This is a genomic window from Amycolatopsis lurida (assembly GCF_900105055.1).
Classification (GTDB): domain Bacteria; phylum Actinomycetota; class Actinomycetes; order Mycobacteriales; family Pseudonocardiaceae; genus Amycolatopsis; species Amycolatopsis lurida.
Genome location: NZ_FNTA01000004.1, coordinates 6,601,260 through 6,623,734 on the forward strand (window position 1 = coordinate 6,601,260; position 22,475 = coordinate 6,623,734).

Annotated in this window: 17 protein-coding genes; 14 read left to right on the plus strand and 3 right to left on the minus strand. The window is 69.1% G+C overall.

The annotated features are described in order from the left end of the window. Positions 1-218 precede the first annotated feature (218 nt). From BLW75_RS36335 to BLW75_RS36350, 4 genes are read left to right on the plus strand one after another with little or no spacing between them, the layout of a single operon-like run. A complete protein-coding gene (locus BLW75_RS36335; protein ID WP_034321088.1) occupies positions 219-614 on the plus strand; it encodes a GntR family transcriptional regulator in 396 nt (131 codons plus the stop codon). Beyond that, positions 611-1,474, plus strand: coding sequence for an ABC transporter ATP-binding protein (locus BLW75_RS36340; RefSeq protein ID WP_034321085.1), 864 nt, complete (start codon positions 611-613; stop codon positions 1,472-1,474). The genes BLW75_RS36335 and BLW75_RS36340 overlap by 4 nt, the downstream gene beginning before the upstream one ends. 9 nt (positions 1,475-1,483) lie before the next feature. Next, on the plus strand, positions 1,484-2,272 hold the full coding sequence (locus BLW75_RS36345; RefSeq protein ID WP_034321082.1) for an ABC transporter permease: 789 nt from the start codon (positions 1,484-1,486) through the stop codon (positions 2,270-2,272). Positions 2,273-2,286: 14 nt separating this feature from the next. After that, positions 2,287-3,207, plus strand: a complete 921-nt coding sequence (locus BLW75_RS36350) for an ABC transporter permease subunit (protein ID WP_034321080.1) — start codon at positions 2,287-2,289, stop codon at positions 3,205-3,207. 21 nt (positions 3,208-3,228) lie between these two features. On the opposite strand, the gene asnB is transcribed toward BLW75_RS36350, so the two are convergent. Further along, a complete protein-coding gene (gene asnB, locus BLW75_RS36355; RefSeq protein ID WP_034321077.1) occupies positions 3,229-5,061 on the minus strand; it encodes an asparagine synthase (glutamine-hydrolyzing) in 1,833 nt (610 codons plus the stop codon). Positions 5,062-5,405: 344 nt separating this feature from the next. Between asnB and kdpF the strand changes: the two genes are divergently transcribed. The 9 genes from kdpF (at position 5,406) to smc (ending at position 18,159) form a co-directional block, all read left to right on the plus strand. Beyond that, positions 5,406-5,507 carry a K(+)-transporting ATPase subunit F gene (kdpF, locus tag BLW75_RS36360; protein WP_007031325.1) on the plus strand — a complete coding sequence of 34 codons (102 nt, stop codon included), beginning with the start codon at positions 5,406-5,408 and terminating at the stop codon, positions 5,505-5,507. Further along, positions 5,507-7,168 (plus strand): potassium-transporting ATPase subunit KdpA, encoded by a 1,662-nt coding sequence (gene kdpA / locus BLW75_RS36365; RefSeq protein WP_034321073.1) that lies wholly within the window; start codon positions 5,507-5,509, stop codon positions 7,166-7,168. The genes kdpF and kdpA overlap by 1 nt, the downstream gene beginning before the upstream one ends. Continuing rightward, positions 7,165-9,258, plus strand: coding sequence for a potassium-transporting ATPase subunit KdpB (kdpB, locus tag BLW75_RS36370; protein ID WP_034321069.1), 2,094 nt, complete (start codon positions 7,165-7,167; stop codon positions 9,256-9,258). The genes kdpA and kdpB overlap by 4 nt, the downstream gene beginning before the upstream one ends. A 3-nt stretch (positions 9,259-9,261) precedes the next feature. Beyond that, a complete protein-coding gene (locus BLW75_RS36375) occupies positions 9,262-9,873 on the plus strand; it encodes a potassium-transporting ATPase subunit C (RefSeq protein ID WP_034321066.1) in 612 nt (203 codons plus the stop codon). A 5-nt stretch (positions 9,874-9,878) separates the two neighbouring features. Then, complete coding sequence (locus BLW75_RS36380; RefSeq protein ID WP_091599116.1) at positions 9,879-12,464, plus strand: sensor histidine kinase; 2,586 nt, start codon at positions 9,879-9,881, stop codon at positions 12,462-12,464. Then, positions 12,461-13,162 carry a response regulator gene (locus BLW75_RS36385; RefSeq protein WP_034321063.1) on the plus strand — a complete coding sequence of 234 codons (702 nt, stop codon included), beginning with the start codon at positions 12,461-12,463 and terminating at the stop codon, positions 13,160-13,162. The genes BLW75_RS36380 and BLW75_RS36385 overlap by 4 nt, the downstream gene beginning before the upstream one ends. Before the next feature lie 222 nt (positions 13,163-13,384). After that, complete coding sequence (locus BLW75_RS36390; protein WP_241784013.1) at positions 13,385-13,930, plus strand: hypothetical protein; 546 nt, start codon at positions 13,385-13,387, stop codon at positions 13,928-13,930. A 253-nt stretch (positions 13,931-14,183) separates the two neighbouring features. Beyond that, a complete protein-coding gene (locus BLW75_RS36395) occupies positions 14,184-14,471 on the plus strand; it encodes an acylphosphatase (protein WP_034321061.1) in 288 nt (95 codons plus the stop codon). A gap of 88 nt (positions 14,472-14,559) precedes the next feature. Continuing rightward, positions 14,560-18,159 (plus strand): chromosome segregation protein SMC, encoded by a 3,600-nt coding sequence (gene smc / locus BLW75_RS36400; protein ID WP_034321058.1) that lies wholly within the window; start codon positions 14,560-14,562, stop codon positions 18,157-18,159. 42 nt (positions 18,160-18,201) lie between these two features. On the opposite strand, the gene BLW75_RS36405 is transcribed toward smc, so the two are convergent. Together BLW75_RS36405 and BLW75_RS36410 are read right to left on the minus strand one after the other, a co-directional pair. Beyond that, a complete protein-coding gene (locus BLW75_RS36405; RefSeq protein WP_034321055.1) occupies positions 18,202-19,785 on the minus strand; it encodes a sodium:solute symporter in 1,584 nt (527 codons plus the stop codon). A 9-nt stretch (positions 19,786-19,794) separates the two neighbouring features. Next, positions 19,795-21,003, minus strand: a complete 1,209-nt coding sequence (locus BLW75_RS36410; RefSeq protein ID WP_198935826.1) for an anhydro-N-acetylmuramic acid kinase — start codon at positions 21,001-21,003, stop codon at positions 19,795-19,797. A gap of 152 nt (positions 21,004-21,155) precedes the next feature. Here BLW75_RS36410 and ftsY point away from each other — a divergent pair, with 152 nt between their 5' ends. Next, positions 21,156-22,472: a signal recognition particle-docking protein FtsY gene (ftsY, locus tag BLW75_RS36415; RefSeq protein ID WP_034321052.1), complete on the plus strand. Its 1,317-nt coding sequence runs from the start codon at positions 21,156-21,158 to the stop codon at positions 22,470-22,472. Positions 22,473-22,475 lie beyond the last annotated feature (3 nt).

A 22,475-nucleotide genomic window follows, 5' to 3' on the forward strand; every position in this document is an offset into this window, starting at 1 on the left:
GCGGTGGGGGTTGGGGGTAGTGCCAGCTCGACGTCTTCCCCCGTGTCGTCGAACTGGCGCTTCTTCTTGATGGGGCTGGGGTTTTCCGTGAAGGCCCCCTTGAGGGATCCAGAGTCCCTCAAGGGGGCCTTCACGGCTTTTTCGCGTGATCACCACTTGACAGGCGGGCCGGTCTGCCCGCACCCTTTCACTACTTAATTAGTGAAAGGGTGTTGCCAGTGGTCACCTTCCATCTGGACAAAGGCTCGGGCGTCGCGACGTACGTCCAGCTCGTCCAGCAGGTCAAGAACGCCCTCCGCCTGGGGTTGCTGGAGCCGGGGGACCGGCTGCCGACGGCGAAGGAAGTGGTCGCCGAGCTGGCGATCAATCCCAACACCGTCCTCAAGGCCTATCGCGAGCTGGAGCGTGAAGGGCTCGTCGAGGGGAAGCCGGGCCTCGGCACCTTCGTCCAGAAGACTCTCGGAGGCGCTTCGTTCGCGGAGCACACCCGCTTGCGGAAGAGCCTCGGAGCGTGGGTCCGCGACGCGCGCGAATCGGGGCTTGATCAGGAAGACGTCGAGGCGCTGTTCACCTCGGTGATGGTCGATGGCTTTCGAGGGGAGCGGACGGCATGACCGATGAACCCGTCATCGAGGCGACCGGACTCGGCAAGCGCTACCGCCGCAAGTGGGCGCTGCGCGACTGCTCCCTCGCCGTCCCGAAAGGCCGGGTCGTCGCCCTGGTCGGACCCAACGGCGCGGGTAAGACGACCTTCCTGCACCTGGCCGTCGGACTGCTCGACGCGACCCTCGGCTCGGTCTCGGTCCGGGGCACCGCCGCTTTCCTCGCGCAGGACAAGCCGTTGTACTCCGGCTTCAGCATCGCGGAGATGCTCAAGTTCGGCAGACGCCTGAACCCGGGATGGGACGACGAGTTCGCGCTCAAACGCATCGACTCGCTCGGGCTTCCCCTGAAGCACAAGGTCGGCAAGCTCTCCGGCGGGCAGCGCGCGCAGGTGGCGCTCACCCTCGCCCTCGCGAAACGCCCGGACCTCCTGGTGCTCGACGAGCCGCTCGCGAATCTCGACCCGCTGGCCCGCCACGAGGTCATGCGCGGCCTGATGGAGGCCGTCGCCGAAACCGGGATGACCGTCCTCCTCTCGTCTCACGTCGTCTCCGACCTGGAGAACACCTGCGACTGGCTGATCGTCCTCAACGGCGGCCGCGTCCAGGTCAGCGGCGACATCGACGAACTCGTCGCCGGACACCGGACCTTCGTCGGCCCCGTGGAGGAGGCCGACGCGCTGGGCAGACGCGTCGCGATCGTGGACGAGGCCAGGGCCGGCAGGCAGGCGACCGTTTTCGCCCGCACCGAACCGGTCTCGCTGGGTCCACAGTGGACCGAGCGGCCGGCGAACCTGGAGGAGCTGGTGCTCGCCTACCTGCGGCGGCCCGAATCCGCGAGCCTGCCTCGCCCGACACTGGCTTCGGCGTAAGGGGGAACAATGCTCTGGCTCACCTATCGTCAGCAGCGGATGCAGCTGCTGATCACCGCCGGTCTGCTCGTCGCCGTCGGGATCGTCCTGCTGGTCAACGGGAACGCCGCGGCGACCAGCCCGAACCCGGCGAAGCTCTTCGCGGATCTGTACCAGTACCTTTCCTGGCTCCAGGTCGTCCCCGTGGCGATCGGTGTCTTCTGGGGCGCGCCGCTGGTCGCGGCCGAATTCGAACGAGGTACCACGAAACTGGCCTGGACCCAGTCGATCTCGCGGTTCCGCTGGCTCGGCGTGAAACTGGGGTTCCTGGCCGTTCTCGCCACCCTCGGCGGGCTCGCGTTCGGCGCGATGATGCAGCGCTGGGTGGAGGTCTTCCCCGCCGATCGAGGCGACACCGGCATCACCAGCCGCTTCGACAACCCGGTCCTGTTCACGATGACGGGCGTCGCGCCGGGCGCGTGGTGGCTCTTCGGGTTCGTGCTCGGCACCGCGGCGGGCGCGCTCATCCGCAAGACCCTGCCCGCCATCGCCGTCACCATCGCGGTGTCGGTGGGCCTGATGATCGGCCTGAGCAACGTCCGTGACGGCTACGCGCAACCCGAACTCGTCCAGCCGGGCGCGGAACCCCTGGGCCGGGTGGTCGAAATGGTCAGGGACGCCGCCGGGGAGATCACCGCGCTCAAGGTCCTGCCCGCGGACTGGTACTGGCGCTTCCAGTGGACCGAAGCCGCGATCCTGACGGGCGTCTCCCTCCTGCTCGCCGTCGCCGCCACCTTCGCCATCCGGCGCCGTTCCTAGAAAGGCACAGCTTCTTGCTTTGGCTCACCTGGCGGCAGCACCGCACCCAGCTGCTCGTCACCCTCGGATTCCTCACCGTGCTCGGCGGGATCCTGTTCCTGACCGGGCGGGTCGCGCTCGGCGCCGCGAGCGGCGAGATCGTCTCCCACTGCTACGGAGGCGGCGTGCCCTGCCGCGAATTCGACGCGGGATTGGAGGACCTCTACCAGAAGATCTACCCGCTGATCGTGACGATACCGTTCGTCCCCCTGCTGGCCGGGGTCTTCTGGGGTGCTCCGCTGCTCGCCAGGGAACACGAACGCGGAACCTGCCAGCTCGCGTGGACCCAATCGGTGAGCCGCGGGCACTGGCTGGGCGTCAAGTTCGGTGTCCTCGGCGTGGCCGCGACGCTGGCAGGCCTCGCTTCGGGACAGATGTTCGGCAAGTGGCTGGAGATCTTCCCCGGCAAAGCGGAGACACTGCGCGAGACGTCGTACTTCGGCGCCGTCGGGATCGCGCCCGCCGCGTGGTGGCTGTTCGCCTTCGCCCTCGGCGCCGCGGCTGGGGTGCTGGTGCGCAAGACCTTGCCCGCCATCGCGATCACGGTCGCGGTGTTCGTCGCGGCCGCGGTCACGCTGATGCTCCTGCGGCCGCACTACGCCGAACCGGTCCGCTCGCTCGGTGCCGACCCGGCCACGAAGGGCGCCTTGATCGTCCAGTCGGGCAGAATCGCCCCGGACGGCACGGAGCTGCGCCTGATCGACGAGATGCCCGAATGCCCGCCCGGCAAGGGGATGAACGCCTGTGCTCAGGCAGCGGGGTATCAGGACTTCACCGTCTACCAGCCCACCGATCGGTTCTGGCGATTCCAGTGGACCGAGGCGGGCATCCTGCTCGCCGCGACCGCGGTGCTCGGGGGCGTCGTGGTCGGGGGCACGGTCCGCCGCCGTCGCTGAGACGGCGGCGGACCGGGTACTTCAGTCGAGCTGGAGTTCGGGCCGGTACAGATCGAACCAGTGGTAGAGGTCCAGCGCCCGGTCGATCCCGGAGCGCTGGGCCGACGACATCGTGGCCGGGTCCACTTCGGACACCTGGTGCAGCCAGTCGCGGTCCACCAGCTCGAACACCGGGTTTTCCCGTTCGGTCAAGGCCTCCTTGGCCTGCTGCTGCAACGCGGCCGCGTAGCCGGGGTCCTGAGTGGACGGATACGGGCTCTTGACCCTGTCCCGCACGGACGCCGGCAGCACGTGTTCGGTCGCGTGCCGCAGCAGGCTCTTTTCCCTGCCGTCGAAGGTCTTCAACGACCACGGCGTGTTGTAGACGTACTCGACGAGGCGGTGGTCGCAGAAGGGCACACGCACCTCGAGCCCGACGGCCATCGACGCCCGGTCCTTGCGGTCCAGCAGCATCCGCACGAACCGGCTCAGGTGCAGGTTGCAGACCGTGCGCATCTTGCGGTCCTGCTCGCTCTCCCCGTCGAGGTGCTCGACCTGGGCGACGGCGGTGGCGTACTGGTCGGCGATGTAGCCCGGCAGGTCGAGCTTCGCTTGGACCTCCCCGCGCAGCAGGGCGCCCCGCTCGCTGGTGAGGCCCATCCGGAAGGCGAGCCAGGGGAACGTCCCCGAGTTCACCGCGGCTTCGTCGTGGAACCAGCGGTACCCGCCGAAGACCTCGTCGGCGGACTCGCCGGACAACGCCACCGTCGACTCGGCGCGGATCGCCTTGAACAGCAGGTAAAGCGAGGTGTCCATGTCCCCGAGCCCCGCCGGGATGTCCCGCGCGGTCAGCACCTTGCGGCGCACCTCGGGGTCGCTGAGCTCGGCCGGGTTCAGCACGACGTCCTTGTGGTCGGAGCCGACCAGCCGCGCGACGTCACGGATGTAGGGCGAGTCCGGGGTGTCCCGCACCTCGTCCGGCTGGAAGTTCTCCTCCTGACCCTGGAAATCGACCGAGAACGTGCGCAGGCGCTCGCCCTGTTCGGCGAGCCGCGCGGCGGCGAGACCGGTGACGGCGCTGGAATCGAGCCCGCCCGACAGCAGGACGCAACGGGGGACATCGGCGATCAGCTGACGGTGCACGATGTCGGTCATCAGCTCGCGCACGCGCTCGACCGTGGTCTCCTGGTCGTCCGTGTGCTGTTTCGCGTCGAGCTTCCAGTACGTCCGCGTGCGGATTCCGGAACGGTCGACGGTGACGATCGTGCCCGGCCCGACCTCGTGCATTCCCTTCCACAGCGACCAGCCCGGGGTCTTGGTCATGGCCATCAGCTCACGCAGGCCGTCGGTGTCGACCACCTTGCGTGCCAAGGGATTCGCGAGGATCGCCTTCGGCTCGGAACCGAAGAGGACTCCGTCCGGGGTGGGGTAGTAGTAGAACGGCTTGATACCCATGCGGTCGCGGATCATCACGAGCTTCTCGTCGCGCTCGTCCCAGATCGCGAACGCGTACATGCCGTTGAGGTGGTCGACGACCTCGTCGCCCCACTCCAGGTAGCCGTGGAGCACGACCTCGGTGTCGCTGTCGGTCTCGAACTTGTGCCCGCGCTTGAGAAGTTCTTCGCGCAGCTCGGTGAAATTGTACGCCTCACCGCTGTAGACCATCGCGGCCAGCCCGGCTTCGGCCATCGGCTGCCTGCCGCCCGGCAGATCGATGATCGCCAGCCGCCGGTGGCCCAGCGCCACGTTCGGCCGGACCCAGGTGCCCGAGTCGTCCGGTCCGCGGCACGCCATGGTCGCGGTCATCGCGTCGACGACCTCATGGCGTTGGGTCAGGTTCGTGTCGAAGGAGACCCACCCTGCGATTCCGCACATCGCTACCTCCTGGTGATTAGTTAGCGCATACAACTATCCGTAACACCGGTGTAACACGCTTTGGCGGGCTTGTCTGCCCGAATTGCACGCTCCGTCCGCAGTGCGTCACGGTCTGTGGGGCACGTCACCGGGCATCAAGAAGTCGTAAAGGCACCCGATCGGGGCATCAAGAGGCCGTCAGGCCGCGGTCGCGATGGTCTGTACCAGGCGCAGTGTTGCGGGGTCCTGGTCACCGATGGGGTGACCTGTCCTGAGAGGTGCCTAGTGGCCGACTTGCTCTACGCCGTGCTCCTGATCGGCGTATTCGTGGTTCTCGCCCTGACCCTTCGCGGTCTGGAAAAGCTGTGACCGGCACGGGAGCCGTGGCCAACGTCGTCGGCGGACTGCTGGCGCTGGGGCTGATCGTCTATTTGTTCATCGCACTGGTCAGGCCGGAGAAATTCTGATGTCAGACACGATGGCCGGTCTCCTGCAGGCCGGCCTCTTACTCGTCGCGCTCGCCGTGGTCTACCGGCCACTGGGCGACTACATGGCGCGGGTCTTCTCGACCGGGAAACACACCAAGGCCGAACGCGGCCTGTACCGCCTGTTCCGGGTGAACCCCGGATCGGAACAGCACTGGAAGACCTACGCGTCCGCCGTGATCGGCTTCTCGTTCGTCTCCGTCGTCTTCCTGTACCTGCTTCAGCGGCTTCAGGCGATCCTGCCGTGGAGCCTCGGCAAGGAACCGGTCTCGCCGGCGGTCGCCTTCAACACCGCCGTCAGCTTCGTGACCAACACGAACTGGCAGTCCTACAGCCCCGAGGCGACCATGGGTCACTTCGTGCAGATGGCCGGCCTGACCGTGCAGAACTTCCTGTCCGCGGCCGTCGGGCTCGCGGTCGCCATCGCGGTGGTCCGCGGTTTCGTCCGCTCGAAGACCGACCGTCTCGGCAACTTCTGGGTGGATCTGACGCGCGGCACGATCCGGATCCTGCTGCCGATCGCGTTCGTGGCGGCGATCGCGCTGATCGCGCTCGGCGTCGTACAGAGCCTCAAGAGCGGTGTCGACGTCCTCAACCCCGACGGCAGCACGAGCAAGATCGCGCTCGCCCCGGCCGCGAGCCAGGAAGCCATCAAGGAGCTCGGGACCAACGGCGGCGGCATCTTCAACGCCAACTCCTCGCACCCGTTCGAGAACCCGAACGCCTGGACCAACCTGATCGAGATCTTCCTGATCCTGGTCATCCCGGTCTCGCTCACCCGGACGTTCGGCAAGCTCGTCGGCAACACGCGCCAGGGTTACGTCCTGCTTTCGGTGATGGCCGGGCTGTTCACCGCGATGCTCGCGGTCACGTGGCTGTCCGAAGCCAACGCGAGCGGGCCCGCGTCGCTGGCCGCCGGGGCGAACCTGGAAGGCAAGGAACAGCGGTTCGGCATCGGCCTGAGCTCGCTGTTCGCCAACGCCACCACCGGCACGTCGACCGGCGCCGTCAACGGCGCGCACGACAGCTACAGCGGGCTCGGCGGTGGCGGAGCGCTGCTCAACATGCTGCTCGGCGAGATCTCGCCGGGCGGGGTGGGCACCGGTCTCTACGGCATCCTCGTGATGGCCGTGATCGCGATGTTCCTCGCCGGGCTGATGGTCGGCCGGACGCCGGAGTACCTGGGCAAGAAGCTCGGCAAACGCGAGGTCACCTGCGCGGCCGTCTCCATGCTCGCGATGCCGACCGTGGTGCTGCTCGGTTCCGGTGTCGCGCTGATGCTGGCCGACACTCCGGCCGCCATGACGAACTCGGGCGCGCACGGCCTCTCCGAAGTCCTGTACGCCTACGCCTCGGCGGGCAACAACAACGGCAGCGCGTTCGGCGGGCTGACCGTGACGAACGACTGGTTCCAGTCTTCGCTGTCGGTGGCCATGCTGCTCGGCCGGTTCATCCCGATCCTTGCCGTGCTGTGCCTGGCCGGATCCCTTGCCTCCCAACGGAAGGTTCCGGAGACCGCCGGCACGCTGCCCACCACCGGACCGCTCTTCGGCACGATGCTCGCGGGCACGATCGTGCTCGTCGCGGCCCTCACCTTCATCCCGGCGCTCGCGCTCGGGCCCATCGCAGAGGCATTGGCATGACCGTCACCCAGGAACGCACTCCCGAAGAAACGACACAGCACCACGTCGAGAACACCGGCCGGGTCGGCGCGGGGATCTTCAGCCCGCGTCAGCTCCTGACCTCCTTGCCGGAGGCGCTGCGCAAGCTGAATCCCCAGCACCAGCTCGCCAACCCGGTCATGTTCGTGGTGTGGATCGGCTCGGCGCTGACCACGGTCTTCGCGATCACCGACCCGAGCGTGTTCACCATCCTCATCACCATCTGGCTGTGGTTCACCGTCCTGTTCGCGAACCTCGCCGAGGCCGTCGCGGAGGGCCGGGGCAAGGCGCAGGCGGAAACCCTGCGGCGCAGCAAGAAGGAGACCGTCGCGCGCCGCCTCACCGAGGACGGCGACGAGGAGACCGTGCCGGGTGCCGACCTGCGCGTCGGCGACCTCGTCGTGGTCGAGGCGGGGCAGGTCATCCCGGGTGACGGCGACGTCGTCGAGGGCATCGCGACCGTCGACGAATCGGCCATCACCGGCGAGTCGGCTCCGGTCATCCGCGAATCGGGCGGCGACCGGTGCGCGGTCACCGGCGGCACCACGGTGCTCTCGGACCGCATCGTCGTGAAGATCACCACCAAACCCGGTGAGTCCTTTGTGGACCGCATGATCGCCTTGGTGGAAGGCGCTTCCCGGCAGAAGACGCCGAACGAGATCGCGCTGACGATCCTGCTCTCGACGCTCACGATCATCTTCCTGCTCGCCGTCGTGGCGTTGCAGCCGATGGCGGGCTACTCCGGCAGCCAGCAGTCCGTGATCGTGCTGACCGCGTTGCTGGTCTGCCTGATCCCGACGACGATCGGCGCGCTGCTGTCCGCGATCGGTATCGCCGGGATGGACCGGTTGGTGCAGCGCAACGTCCTCGCCACGAGCGGTCGCGCGGTCGAGGCCGCCGGCGACGTTTCGACGCTGTTGCTGGACAAGACCGGCACGATCACCTTCGGCAACCGCAAGGCCACCGAGCTGATCCCGGTCGGTGACTCCACCATGGGCGACATCGCCAAGGCGGCCCGCCTGTCCAGCCTCGCCGACGGCACCCCCGAAGGCCGCAGCATCGTCGAACTCGTCGCGAGGGAGCACGGGCTCGCCGAGACGGCGTCCGGCGACGAGAAGCTCGCGGACTTCGTCGAGTTCACCGCGCAGACCCGGATGAGCGGCATCGACATCGGCGAACGCCAGGTCCGCAAGGGGGCCACCGCCGCGGTGCGGGAGTGGGTCCGCGAACGCGGCGGCGACATGCCGGACGAGACCGAACGCGTCGTCGACGAGATCAGCGGGCAGGGCGGCACGCCACTGGTGGTCGCGGAGTACGACGGCGCGAAGGCGTTCGTGCGCGGCGTGATCCGGCTGTCCGATGTGGTCAAACCGGGAATGAAGGAGCGGTTCGTCCAGCTCCGCGCCATGGGCATCAAGACCGTCATGATCACCGGGGACAACCCGCTCACCGCGAAGGCCATCGCGCAGGACGCGGGCGTCGACGACTACCTCGCCGAGGCCAAGCCCGAAGACAAGATGGCACTCATCAAGAAGGAGCAGGAGGGCGGGCGGCTGGTCGCGATGACCGGCGACGGCACCAACGACGCCCCGGCGCTCGCGCAGTCCGACGTCGGCGTCGCGATGAACACCGGGACCTCCGCCGCCAAGGAGGCGGGGAACATGGTGGACCTCGACTCGGACCCGACGAAGCTGATCGAGATCGTGGAGATCGGCAAGCAGCTGCTGATCACCCGCGGCGCGCTGACCACCTTCAGCGTCGCCAACGACCTCGCGAAGTACTTCGCCATCCTGCCCGCGATGTTCACCGGCATCTTCGCCCAGCTCGGCGCGCTCAACATCATGCAGCTGGCGACGCCGAAGTCGGCGATCCTGTCGGCGGTCATCTTCAACGCCCTGATCATCGTCGGGCTGATCCCGCTCGCCCTGCGCGGCGTCCGCTACAAGCCGTCGTCGGCCTCGGCGTTGCTGCGCCGGAACCTGCTGGTCTACGGCCTCGGCGGGATCGTCAGCCCGTTCCTCGGGATCTGGCTGATCGACCTGCTCGTCCGTCTCATCCCTGGAATCGGATAACCCATGAACGCACTGCTGAAGCAGACCCTCGCCGGGCTGCGTGTCCTGCTCGTCTTCACGGTCCTGCTGGGTGTGGTCTATCCCCTGGGCGTCTGGGCGATCTCCCGGATCCCCGGCCTCGAAGGCAACGCGGAAGGCTCGATCATCACCCAGGACGGGCAGGCCGTCGGCTCGTCCCTGATCGGCGTCGACCCGGTCGCGGCAGACCCGGCCAAGGACCCCTGGTTCCACAACCGCCCGTCCGCGGGCTCGAAGGACCCTCTCGGCCCCGGCGACCCGTCCTCGTCCGGCGCGTCGAACAAGGGCCCGTACAACGAGGACCTGGTCGCCGCGATCGGTGAGCGCAAGAAGCTCATCGCCGCCCGCGAGGGTGTCCAGGAGTCGCAGGTGCCCGCCGACGCGGTGACGGCGTCGAGCTCCGGGATGGACCCGGCGATCAGCGTCGCCTACGCGGACCTGCAGATTCCGCGTGTGGCCAGGAACACGGGCCTGTCCGACGAGAAGGTCCGGCAGCTCGTGGCGGAGAACACGAGTGGCGCCGGGATCGGTGTGCCGGGCGTCAATGTGCTGAAGGTCAACTTGGCCGTGCGCGACGCGGCCGGAGGAGCACACTGACAGACGTGGACGAGAACACGACCAAGCCGCGCCGGGGTGAGCTGAGGATCTACCTCGGCGCGGCCCCCGGCGTCGGCAAGACCTACGCGATGCTCGGCGAGGCGCGGCGACGCCTCGACCGGGGCACCGACGTGGTCATCGGCCTGGTCGAGACGCACGGGCGGAAGAAGACCGCGGAGCTCGTCGAAGGTCTGGAGACCGTGCCGCGCCGCCGGTCGGCGCACCGGGAGCACGAGTTCGAGGAGATGGACCTTGACGCGCTGCTCGCCCGCGCGCCCGAGGTCGCCGTGGTCGACGAACTCGCGCACACCAACGTGCCCGGTTCGCGCAACGAGAAGCGCTGGCAGGACATCGACGAACTGCTCGCCGCCGGGATCGACGTCCTGTCCACGGTCAACGTGCAGCATCTGCAGAGCCTCAACGACGTCGTCGAGCGGATCACCGGCGTCGTCCAGCAGGAGACGGTGCCCGACGAGGTCGTGCGGCGGGCCGAGCAGCTGGAGCTGGTCGACATAACGCCTGAAGCGCTCCGGCGGCGGCTGGCGCACGGGAACGTCTATCCGGCCGAGCGCATCGACGCGGCGCTGGGCAACTACTTCCGTCCCGGCAACCTCACCGCGCTGCGGGAACTCGCGCTGCTGTGGGTCGCCGACCAGGTGGATGTCGCCCTGCAGCGGTACCGGGCCGAGCAGAAGATCACCGACACGTGGGAAGCACGCGAACGGGTGGTCGTGTCCATCACCGGCGGTCCGGAGAGCGAGACGCTCATCCGCCGCGCGAGCCGCATCGCGAACCGCGCGGGCGCCGAACTGCAGGTGCTACACATCCTGCGCGGCGACGGGCTCGCCGGGATGGGGCCGACGGCGGTCGGCAAGTACCGGAAGCTGGCCGAAGAGGTCGGCGCGACCTTCCACACCGTCGTCGGCGACGACGTGCCGACGGCACTGCTCGACTTCGCCCGCGGGGTCAACGCGACCCAGCTGGTGGTCGGGACCTCCCGGCGGTCACGCGTGGCGAGGCTGTTCGACGAGGGCATCGGCGCGGCCGTGGTCCAGCGGTCCGGCCCGATCGACGTCCACATGGTCACGCACGCCGAAGCGGGCGGACGGCTGCGCGCCCGCTTCGGCCGGAGCCCGCTGCCCTCCTCGCGGCGGCTGGCGGGCTGGGCACTCGCCTTCGTCCTGCCCGTACTGGCGACCTTGCTCGGCGTCCTGCTGGAGGAGCAGCTCGACTTCTCGACCGACATGGTCGCCTACATGCTGGCGACGGTGCTCGTCGCGCTCGCGGGCGGGCTCGGGCCCGCGCTCCTGGCCGCGGTGCTTTCGGCGGGGTTGCTCAACTTCTTCTTCACCCCGCCGCTGTACACCCTCACCGTCCACGAGCCGCGCAACGTGATCACGCTGATCGCGATGGTGCTCGTGGCGATCCTCGTCGCGGCGGTCGTCGACACCGCCGCCCGGCGCGCGACACAGGCCGCCCGAGCGCGGACCGAGGCGGCGTTGCTGGCGTCGTACGCGCGGACGGTGCTCACGCACGCCAACCCGATCGAGCGGTTACTGGAGAAGGTCCGCGAGAACTTCGGCCTGACTTCGGTGACCCTGCTGGAAAAGCGGGACGGGAAGTGGAAACGGGTGGCGAACGCCGGCACGGATCCGTGCGCCGACCCGGATCAGGCCGACGCCGACATCGCGGTCACCGCCGACGTCCACCTGACGCTGCGGGGCCGCGCGTTGCCCGCGTCGGATCGGGGAGTGCTGGAAGCCGTCGCGGGACAGGCGTTGCTGGCCCTGCGGCAGCAGCGGACGGCGAAGGCGGCCGTCCGCGCCGAGCGCAAGGCCGAAGCGACGGAACTCCGTACCGCCCTGCTGTCGGCCGTCGGCCACGACCTCCGGACGCCGCTGACGTCGATCAAGGCGGCGATCGGCAGCCTGCGCGCGACCGACATCTCACTGTCCGAAGAGGACACCGACGAATTGCTCGAAGCGATCGAGGAATCGGCGGACCGGCTGGCCGGGCTGATCGACAACCTGCTCGACTCGTCCCGGCTGGCGACCGGTGCGGTGCGCCCGCACCTGCGCCCGGTCGGCTACGACGAGGTGGTCTCGCATGCTCTGTCCAATGTGGACAACTCGGCTTCGGTCGTCGTCGCGATCGACTCGCGGCTGCCGTCGGTCTGCGCCGATCCCGGCCTGCTGGAACGGGTCGTGGCGAACGTGATCGACAACGCGCTGCGGCACGGCGCGTCCGGCGAGCCGGTGTCCGCCCGCGCCAGCACGCATTCGGACCACGTCGAACTGCGTATCGTCGACCACGGGCGCGGGCTGAAGAAGGGCACCGCTGACTCGGCGTTCGCGCCGTTCCAGCGGCTCGGGGGAGACCGGGACAGCGTGCCCGGCGTGGGACTGGGGCTGTCGGTCGCCAAGGGGTTCACCGAGGCGATGGGCGGGCGGATCCGGGCGGAGGACACGCCCGGCGGCGGGCTCACCGTCGTCATCTCGCTGCCCGCATATGTTGGTCAGGATCCGGAAAAGAGCCTCCTCGCGTTCGACGACGAGGGTCTGGAGAACGAAGAGGAGGAGCGAGTGCGATGAGCGCAGACACCGCGTCGGCGACCGTGCTGGTCGTCGACGACGAACCGCAGATCGTGCGAGCCCTGCGGATCAACCTGTCCGCCCGCGGCTACAAGGTGATCACCGCGCACGACGGGACGGCCGCGCTGAAGGCCGTCGCCGAGACCAAACCCGACGTCGTCGTGCTCGACCTCGGCCTGCCCGATCTCGACGGCACGGAGGTGATCGCCGGGCTGCGCGGCTGGACGACCGTGCCGATCATCGTGCTGTCCGCGCGCGGCGACTCGGCCGACAAGGTGCAGGCCCTCGACGCCGGCGCCGACGACTACGTCACCAAACCCTTCGGCATGGACGAACTGCTGGCGCGGCTGCGGGCCGCCGTGCGCCGCTCGGCGTCGTCCGGTGTGGACGGTGCGGACGCGGTGGTGGACACGGGATCGTTCCGGATCGACCTCGCGGCGAAGAAGGTGCGCCGGGACGGCAAGGAAGTGCACCTCACCAAGACCGAATGGGGGGTGCTGGAACTGCTGGTGCGCAACCGCGGCCGCCTGGTGGCACAGAAGCAGCTGCTGCACGAGGTGTGGGGCCCGACCTATGAGACCGAGTCGCACTATCTGCGGGTGTATCTGGCGCAACTGCGGCGGAAACTGGAACCGGAACCCTCGCGGCCGCGGCACCTGCTGACGGAGCCGGGGATGGGATACCGCTTCGAAATGTGAGGCTTGCTCGGTGCGGCGGACCGGATTCGCGGTCGCGTTGCCACCGAAGCCTGGCAGGAGATGCGTTGCGAAAGCCACTTTCGCAACCTCCTGTCGCCCAGCACCCCATCGCAATTAGTCGCCTGATTGCGGCGGATCCGATGCGGACCCGGACGTAGTGAAGGCCTCCTTCCCTACCCTCAAGGTAGGCAAGGAGGCCTTCACGGACTCAAGTCTTACTGGATGCTGCTCGTGGACGTGTCGGTGCCCGAGGTGCTGGACCGGCCCGGCGACGATTCCGGTGCGCCACTGGAGCTGGAGCCACCGCCGGTGGTTGTCGTTGTCGGAGGGTTTTCCGTCGTCGAGGGTTTGGGCGTCGTGCTCGGCGACGGTGTGCTGGTGGACGGGTCTGACGACGGCGTCTTCGACGGGGAAGGATCAGGGTTCGGCCCGGGACCGGGGCCCGGATTCGGGTTCGGCGGCACCACCGGCGGGGGCGGGGTGACGACGCTTGTCGTCTCCTTGCCGTCCGCCCCGACCGAGGTCACCGTGGTCGGCGGCGGCGTCGAGCTGGAGGGCGCGCCCGGGGTCGGCGAGCCGCTGACCGTCATCGGGCCGCCGGGGACGGCGTTGCCCGGGACCAGCTGGACGCCGGCGGGGGCGATGCCCTGTCCGCCGCCGGGGACTCCGGTGCCGCCCGCGGTGGCGGAGACGCCGGGGCTCGCGAGTTCGGCGATCGCGGCGAAGGCCGTCGCCACCACGAGGCCGCTGACGCCGAGTACGGCGTAGCCTGCGCGGTTGAGCTTGCCGGTGGCGCCGCGCGGGGGTGCCACGGACACGCGTGCGCTCGGATCAGACCCGTCGGGACGGGGCATGTGCTGGCTCCTCGGATGGGGGACTTCGGGGAGTGCGGCTACCCGGGCGAGGTAGCCCAAAGTGGGGACCCGGCGCGGAGATTATCACCGCCGCCTCACCGTCTGCGAACTACAGCGAACGTCCCGCTCACCCTCCGCGTTCATCCGCATGGTGCACGATAGGGAGCGTGAGTGAAGAAGTAACGCACATCAGGCTGACCGCGTGGGTGCACGGCCGGGTGCAGGGGGTCGGTTTCCGCTGGTGGACCCGCAGCAGGGCGCTTGAGCTGGGGTTGGTCGGCAGCGCGGCCAATCTGGCGGACGGACGTGTCGAGGTGATAGCGGAGGGTGATCGCGAACACTGTGAGCGGCTTTTGGCCGCCTTGCGATCCGGCGAATCACCCGGAAGTGTGGATCACGTCGTCGAGCGGTGGTCGCCGGCGAAAGGCGGGCTTCGCGGGTTCGTGGAGCGCTGAGGCCCCGCGTCCCACGCTCACCGTGAGCACACAGGTAGCCTGGGTCGATTGAAAGACCGGTTCCCGCAGCCAGAGGGGTCAGCACGACGTGCACCTGAAGAGCCTGACGCTCAAGGGCTTCAAGTCCTTCGCCTCGGCGACGACGTTGCGTTTCGAGCCGGGCATCACCTGCGTGGTCGGACCGAACGGGTCCGGCAAGTCGAACGTCCTCGACGCGCTCCGCTGGGTCATGGGCACCCAGGGCGCGAAGGACCTGCGCGGCGGCAAAATGGAGGACGTCATCTTCGCCGGGACCGCCGGCCGTGCCCCGCTCGGGCGCGCCGAGGTCACCCTGACCATCGACAACGCCGACGGCGCGCTGCCCATCGAGTACTCCGAGGTCTCGATCACCCGCCGGATGTTCCGCGACGGCGCGAGCGAGTACGAGATCAACGGCGACCGCTGCCGCCTGATGGACGTGCAGGAACTGCTGTCGGACTCCGGTATCGGCCGTGAGATGCACGTCATCGTCGGCCAGGGCCAGCTTTCGGCCATCCTCGAATCGAAGCCCGAGGAGCGCCGCGCCTTCATCGAAGAGGCCGCCGGCGTCCTCAAGCACCGCAAGCGCAAGGAACAGACCCTGCGCAAGCTCGCGAACATGCAGGGCAACCTCGACCGCCTCGGCGACCTCACCACCGAGCTCCGCCGCCAGCTCAAACCGCTGGGCAAGCAGGCCGAGATCGCCCGCAAGGCGCAGTGGGTGCAGTCCGAACTGCGCGACGCGCGGCTGCGCTTGTTCGCCCACGACCTGGTCACCCAGCGCGAAGGCATCGCCAAGGAAGAGGCCGACGAGCGCGTCGCCCGTCAGCGGCGTGCCGAAGTCGAGCAGGCCTTGGAGATCGTCGCCGCCGAGGAGGCCGAGCTCGAAGCTTCGCTCGCCGAGGACGCGCCGAAGCTGGCCGCCGCACAGGAGACTTGGTACAAGCTTTCCGCGTTGACGGAGCGGTTGCGCGGCACCGTGCGGCTCGCACTGGAGCGTCAGCGGCACCTGTCGTCCGACGTGCAGCAGGCGAGCACCGGCCGCGACCCCGACGAGCTGCTCGCCGAGGCCGAGCAGGTCGCCGAACGGGAGCAGGAGCTCAACGAGGCCGTCGCTGAAGCGCGCATGGTGCTGTCGGAGACCGTCCAGCGGCGTGAGCAGCTCGAACATCTCGTCCAGGCCGCCGAGCGCGCGCATATGGCCGCCGTCCGCGCGATCGCCGACCGCCGGGAAGGGCTCGCGAAGCTCTCCGGTCAGGTCGAGGCGCTGCGCAGCAAGAACGGCGCCACCTCCGACGAGATCGACAGGCTCACCGTGTCGCTCGAAGAGGCCGCCGAGCGGGCGGAGATCGCGGTCGAGGAGCTCGAAGAGGCCAAGGCCGCGGGTGGCGTCGAGGAATCCGACGATTCCGACCTCCAGGCCCACCACGACCGCGCGGTGGAGGCCAACAACGCCGCCAAGGCGCGCGTCGAGGAGCTGGTCAAGGCCGAACGGGCCGCCGAACGCGAGATCGCGTCGGAGAAGGCCCGTGTCGAAGCGCTGTCGATGGGGTTGCGCCGCAAGGACGGCGCCGGCGCGCTGCTCGGCGCGCAGCACGAACTGCCGGGTCTGCTCGGTTCGGTCGCCGCGCTGCTCACCGTCGAAGCGGGCCACGAGGTCGCGCTGGCCGCGGCGCTCGGCCCGGTCGCCGACGCGGTCGCGGTCAACGGTGGCGAAGACGCGCTCGCCGCGCTGAAGTTCTTGAAGGACAACGATTCCGGGCGCGCGGGCATTCTGCTCGGCGGTCTGGAATCCACTGTGGACACCAGTGCCTGGCCGTCGCTGCCCGAGGGCGCGCGCTGGGCACGCGAGGTCGTCACGGCGCCGCCCGCGTTGCGGTCCGCCGTCGAGCACGCGCTCGACCGGGTGGCCATTGTGGACGGTCTGGAGTCCGCGCGGCGGCTCGTCGAGGTGTATCCCGAAGTCAGCACTGTCACGCCCGAAGGCGACGTCTTCGGCGCACGCTGGGCGGTCGGCGGGTCCGCCCGCAGTGAGAGCGTCATCGAGGTACAGGCCGCGGTCGACGAGGCGAGCGATCGGCTCAGCGCCGCCGAGCGCGCGCTGGAACGCACCGCCGCGGAACTCGAAGGCGCCCGCGCGGGACAGGCCGCCCGGCGCGAAGAGGTCGGCAGGGCCAAGGAAGCGCTTGGGGACGCGAAGGTCCGCAAGGCTCGCTCGTCCGAGCGGCTGAACCGGATGCAGCAGGCCGCGCGTGCCGCGCAGGCCGAAATGGACCGGCTGAGCAACCAGCGCGCGAAGGTCGAGCAGAGCCGCGAAGAAGCGCTGCGGCAGCTCGCCGAACTCGAAGAGCGGCTGGCCGCCGTCGCCGACCAGGAGGTCGACGAGGATCCGGACACCGCCGAGCGTGACCAGGCCGCCGAAGACCTCGGCACGGTCCGCCAGGAGGAGATGGAATCCCGGCTCGCGTTGCGCACCGCCGAGGAGCGCGCGCGGAGCATCCAGGGCAAGGCCGAATCGCTCCGCCGGGCCGCACACGCCGAGCGGCAGGCGCGCGAACGCGCCGAAAAGTCGAGGGCCGCGCGGAAACGTGGCGCCGAGATCGCCAACGCGGTGGTCAACGGCGGCGAGATCGCGCTGGAGCGCATCGAGGTCTCCGTGCAGCGCGCCGCCCACGAACGGGACGAGGCGCAGGCGCAGCGGCAGTCTCGGGAGACCGCGCTGACCCAGGTCCGCAGTAAGGTCCGCGAGCTGACCGGCGAGCTGGAGAAGCTCACCGACGCCGTCCACCGTGACGAGGTGCTCCGCGCCGAGCAGCGGCTGCGGCTGGAACAACTCGAAACCAAGATCGCCGAAGACTTCGGCATCGGTCTCGAGGACCTCGTCTCCGAGTACGGCCCGGATGTCCCCGTGCCGCCGAGCGCGGGGGAGATGGCCGAGTACGAGGCCGCCAAGGAACGCGGCGAGGACGTCACCCCGCCACCGCCGATGCCGTTCGACCGCGACACCCAGGCGCGCCGGGCGAAGCGCGCGGAGAAGGACCTGAGCCTGCTGGGCAAGGTCAACCCGCTGGCGCTGGAGGAGTTCGCGGCGCTGGAGGAGCGGTACAAGTTCCTCTCGACCCAGCTCGAAGACCTCAAGGACACCCGCAAGGACCTCGAAGCCGTCATCAAGCAGGTCGACGAAAAGATCCTCGAGGTCTTCGCGTCCGCCTACGAGGATGTCGCGCGCGAGTTCGAGACGGTGTTCAGCGTGCTGTTCCCGGGCGGTGAGGGGCGCATGGTGCTCACTCAGCCCAATGATCTGCTTTCCACCGGTGTCGACGTCGAAGCGCGTCCGCCGGGCAAGAAGGTCAAGCGGCTCTCGCTGCTCTCCGGTGGCGAGAAGTCGCTCGTCGCCGTCGGCATGCTGGTGGCGATCTTCCGCGCCCGGCCCTCGCCCTTCTACGTCATGGACGAGGTCGAGGCCGCGCTCGACGACACCAACATGCGACGGCTGATCGGGTTGCTGGAGCAGCTGCGGGACTCTTCGCAGCTGATCATCATCACCCACCAGAAGCCGACCATGGAGATCGCCGACGCCCTGTACGGCGTTTCGATGCAGGGCGACGGCATCACGAAGGTGATCTCGCAGCGATTGCGTACGTCCGAAGAGGAGCTCGTCACCTCGTGAGTGGTAAGGACGGTTCTAACCGTCCTTACCACTCACGAGGCGCTAAACGGGGGTGGACTCCTTCACGTCCGGCTCCGCCAGCGGGTCCACGCTTCCGTGCCGCAGCGAGAGCAACCCGCCCACCACGAGCGTGATCACCACACCGCACAACGTGTACCAGGGCCACGCCAGTGCCACGGTGTTCCCGGAAGCCTTGCTGAAGTCGACGCCGATCAGGCTGCCGTCCGGTTTGTTGAACTTGACGCCCAGGATGATGAAGGCCATCACGATCACCGTCGACACGAACGCCACGATCGCGTCGACCTGCCTCGCCCGCTTGAACAGCAGGCCCAACAGGAACGCGCCGAGCAGCGCGCCGTAGGTGTACCCGGTGATGCCGAGTGCCTGCACCACGATCGGGTCGGCCGAGGTCTTGTTGGAGGAGGCGAAGAAACCCGCGCACAGGATCAGCGCGCCCGCCCAGACGATCGTCCAGATCCGGCCGTGCTTCAGCCGGTCGGCTTCCGGGAGTTCCCGGCCGATCACCCGTTCGTAGACGTCGGTCACCGTGGACGATGCCAGCGCGCCGAGCGACGAACTCAGTGCGGCGGCGAGGATCCCGGCGATCACGAATCCGGACAGGCCGCTCGGCAGGTCGTTCACGATGAAGTTCGCGAACAGTTCGTCCTTGTTGGCCAGCCCCAGTCCTTCCGGCTTCGGCTTCGTCGGGGCGAGACCGTTGTACAGCGCCCACAGCAGCACGCCGATGAACAGGAACAGCGCGAACTGCAGGAACACCACGAAACCGCTGGCCACCAAGGCCTTCCGCGCCGCGCGCAGATCGTTGGTCGCCTGGAGGCGCTGCACGATCAGCTGGTCCGAGCCGTGCGAGGCCATCGAGAGCACGGCGCCACCGATCAGCGCGGTGAAGAACGCGTACTGCCCGGTGAGCATGTTCGAGGAGAAGTCGAAGATCTGGAACTTGTTCGCGTCCACGGCCTTGCCGAACCAGCCGTCGGGCAGCCTGCCGGAGATCGCCCAGATCACCACGACCGCGCCGAGGACGTACCAGAGCATCTGGATCGCGTCGACCCAGACGACCGCGCGGACCCCGCCGAAGAAGCTGTAGAGCACCATCGCGATGCCGAGGCCGATCACGATGGTCCAGTACGAGACGTTCAGGCCGTAGGCCGCCATCACCACCTTGATCGGGATCGCGGTGGCGAACAGCCGGATGCCGTCGGCCAGCGTCCGGGTGAGCAGGAAGGTCACCGACGCGGTGCCCTGCAGCCCGCTGCCGAAGCGTTTGCCGAGGAAGGCGTACGCGGTGACCAGGTTGCCCGCCACGTAGCGCGGCAACAGCACCATCGACACCACGATCCGGCCGGCGATGTACCCGATCGCCAGTGCCAGGTACGTCATCCCGCCGTCACCGGGGGTGGCGATGTAGGCCACCGTCGGTACGGAAAGGACGGTGAGGGTGGACGTCTCCGCGGAGACCACCGAGAGGCAGGCCACCCACCAGGAGATCTTGCCTTCGCCGACGAAGTAGTCCGAGCCGGATTTCTGTTTGCCGCCGATCCAGACGCCCAGCAAGGGCATGCCGACCAGAAAAAGCCCGATGATCGCGAGGTCAAGTGCGCGCATCCGTATCTCCTATCGCTCGCCGGTCTTCGCCGCTACCCGTAACCGGGTCACGGTTGAGCTGTGCGGCGCGGGAAGCCGCAGGGGGCCCGCGCCCGGGGTGATGCTGCCGAGCAGCCGGTCGCCGCGGGCACCGGTCGCCGACGGGAGGTTCCCCGGGACGCCGGACCACGTCAGCCAGCCGAGCAGAATGGTCAGGTATGCCTCTTTGCCCGCGCGGGGCAGCCCGTGGTCGTCGCTGGTCTTCAGCGCCGTATCCGGCAGGTTCCTGGCGAGCGCGGCCATCAGCGCCGGGTTGTCCGCGCCGCCACCGGAGACGATCACCGTGGCGATGGAGTGGCGACGGCATTCCGCGGCGATGGTCACCGCGGTCAGTTCGGTCAGCGTCGCCAGGAGGTCTTCCGCGCCGATCGGCGGGAGCCCGTCGAGCGCCGCGTCGAGATAGGTGCCGTGGAACAGTTCCTTGCCGGTCGACTTCGGCGGCGCGGCCGCGTAGTAGGGATCGAGCAGGAGCTTCGCCAGCAGGTCGGGCCGCACGTCGCCGCGGAGGGCGAGCGCTCCGTCGATGTCGGCGCGCAGCCCGGTGACGCGGTGCGCGGCGATGTCCATCAGCGCGTTGCCCGGCCCGGTGTCGTAGGCCAGAACATCACCGTGCGAAGGCACCACGGTGATGTTCGCGATCCCGCCGATGTTCAGCGCCGCGACCGGGCCGGAAGCGGCCATTTCCCGTAGCCACAACGCGTCCAGCGTGCTGGCCAGCGGCGCGCCGTGCCCACCGGCGGCGACGTCGCGCACACGCAGGTCGGCGACCACCGGCAGCCCGGTGCGCTCGGCGATCCACGCCGGGTTCCCCACTTGCAGCGTGCCGCGGGCGGTGCCGTCCTCGACCCAGTGGAACACCGTCTGGCCCAGCGAGGCGACGACGTGCGCGTCACCGCCGGCCAGTTCCTCGACCCCGCGCGCGGCGGCCTCGGCGAAGGCCTGGCCCACCAGGGTGTCGAGTTTTGTGAGCTGCTCGGCGTCGCAGGGATTCGGTGGCAGGGCGGCGAGCAAGGCGTCACGGAGCGCTGCGGGATAAGGGACTTCCAGTTGGCCGAGCGGGGAGAGCACCACGGTGTCCCCTTCGGCGCGCAGGTCGGCGGCCGCCACGTCGATCCCGTCGATCGATGTGCCGGAGATGAGTCCGATCACCCGGACCCCAGTGCCGGAGAAAACCGTCATTCGGAGTGGTTTATCCGTCGTTCCGGAGAGCGCGCAAGCCGGACCGTTTCTTCTTGTCCGAAATGAGTCCTATTCAGTGGGTGTTTGACAAGATCGGCTTGCTTCCCGTGGGGCGTCTGAGCGCGACGGGGTGCGGATGCGAGGATGGCGCCGTGTCGAGTACCCCCTGGTTCTGGATCGTTGTCGTTGCCGTCGTGGTCCTGGTCGCCGTTCTGGTGACCGGGCTGCTCATCGCGCGCCGCCGCCGGATCAGCCTGGACGAGTCCAAGGCTGCCGACGTCGTCGAGAAGCCGAAGGGCGGCGGCTATACCGCGACAGGCGGGATCGCGCTCGCCCCTGGTGGAGAGAAGACCGAGGAAGAACCGGAGCACCCGGTCGAGGATCGCCCGGAGACCGATGGGCAGCCCGCCGTCGGGGACGACGCCTCGGTACCGAGGGATTCCGCGCAGCGCACGGTGCGCGACGTCGAACTTCCCGAACCCGCCGAAGCCATCGAGGAAGCGGCCCCCGAGCCCGCTCCGGCCGAGGAGATCGCCCCGGCCACAGGGCGTCTGGAGCGGCTGCGAGGCAGGCTGGGCAAGTCCCGGTCGGTGTTCGGGCAGAGCCTGCTCGGCCTGCTGGGCGCCGGTGACCTGGACGAGGATTCCTGGCAGGACGTCGAAGACACGCTGCTCATGGCGGACCTGGGTGCCGCGACGACCACCGAGATCGTCGAGCGCCTTCGTGACGAGCTGAAGCGCCGCGCCGTGCGGACGTCGGAGGAGGCGCGCGCGGTCCTGCAGGAGGTGCTGACCGCCGCCCTGTCGACCGACGCGGTCCGGGCCGTCCGCGCGCTGCCGCACGTCGTCGACGGCGTGAAGCAGCCCGCCGTCGTGCTGGTCGCCGGGGTCAACGGCACCGGCAAGACCACCACCACCGGCAAGCTCGCCCGCGTGCTCGTCGCGCAGGGGAGCACCGTGGTGCTCGGCGCGGCCGACACCTTCCGCGCCGCGGCGGCGGACCAGCTCCAGACGTGGGCCGAGCGGGTCGGCGCGGAGGTCGTGCGCGGCAAGGAGGGCGCGGACCCGGCGGCGGTCGCCTTCGACGCCGTCAAACGCGGCTCCGAAGCGGGCGTGGACGCGGTCCTGATCGACACCGCCGGCCGTCTGCACACGAAGACCGGCCTGATGGACGAGCTGGGCAAGGTGAAGCGAGTCGTCGAGAAGCAGGCGAAGGTCGACGAGGTGCTGCTGGTGCTCGACGCCACCACCGGGCAGAACGGGCTGATGCAGGCTCGCGTGTTCTCGGAGGTCATCGACGTCACCGGCATCGTCCTGACCAAACTGGACGGCACCGCGAAGGGCGGCATCGTCTTCCAGGTGCAGCGCGAACTCGGGGTGCCGGTCAAGCTGGTCGGCCTCGGGGAGGGGCCGGACGATCTGGCACCGTTCGAGCCGGGTGCGTTCGTCGAGGCCCTGCTCGGCAGCTAGCGG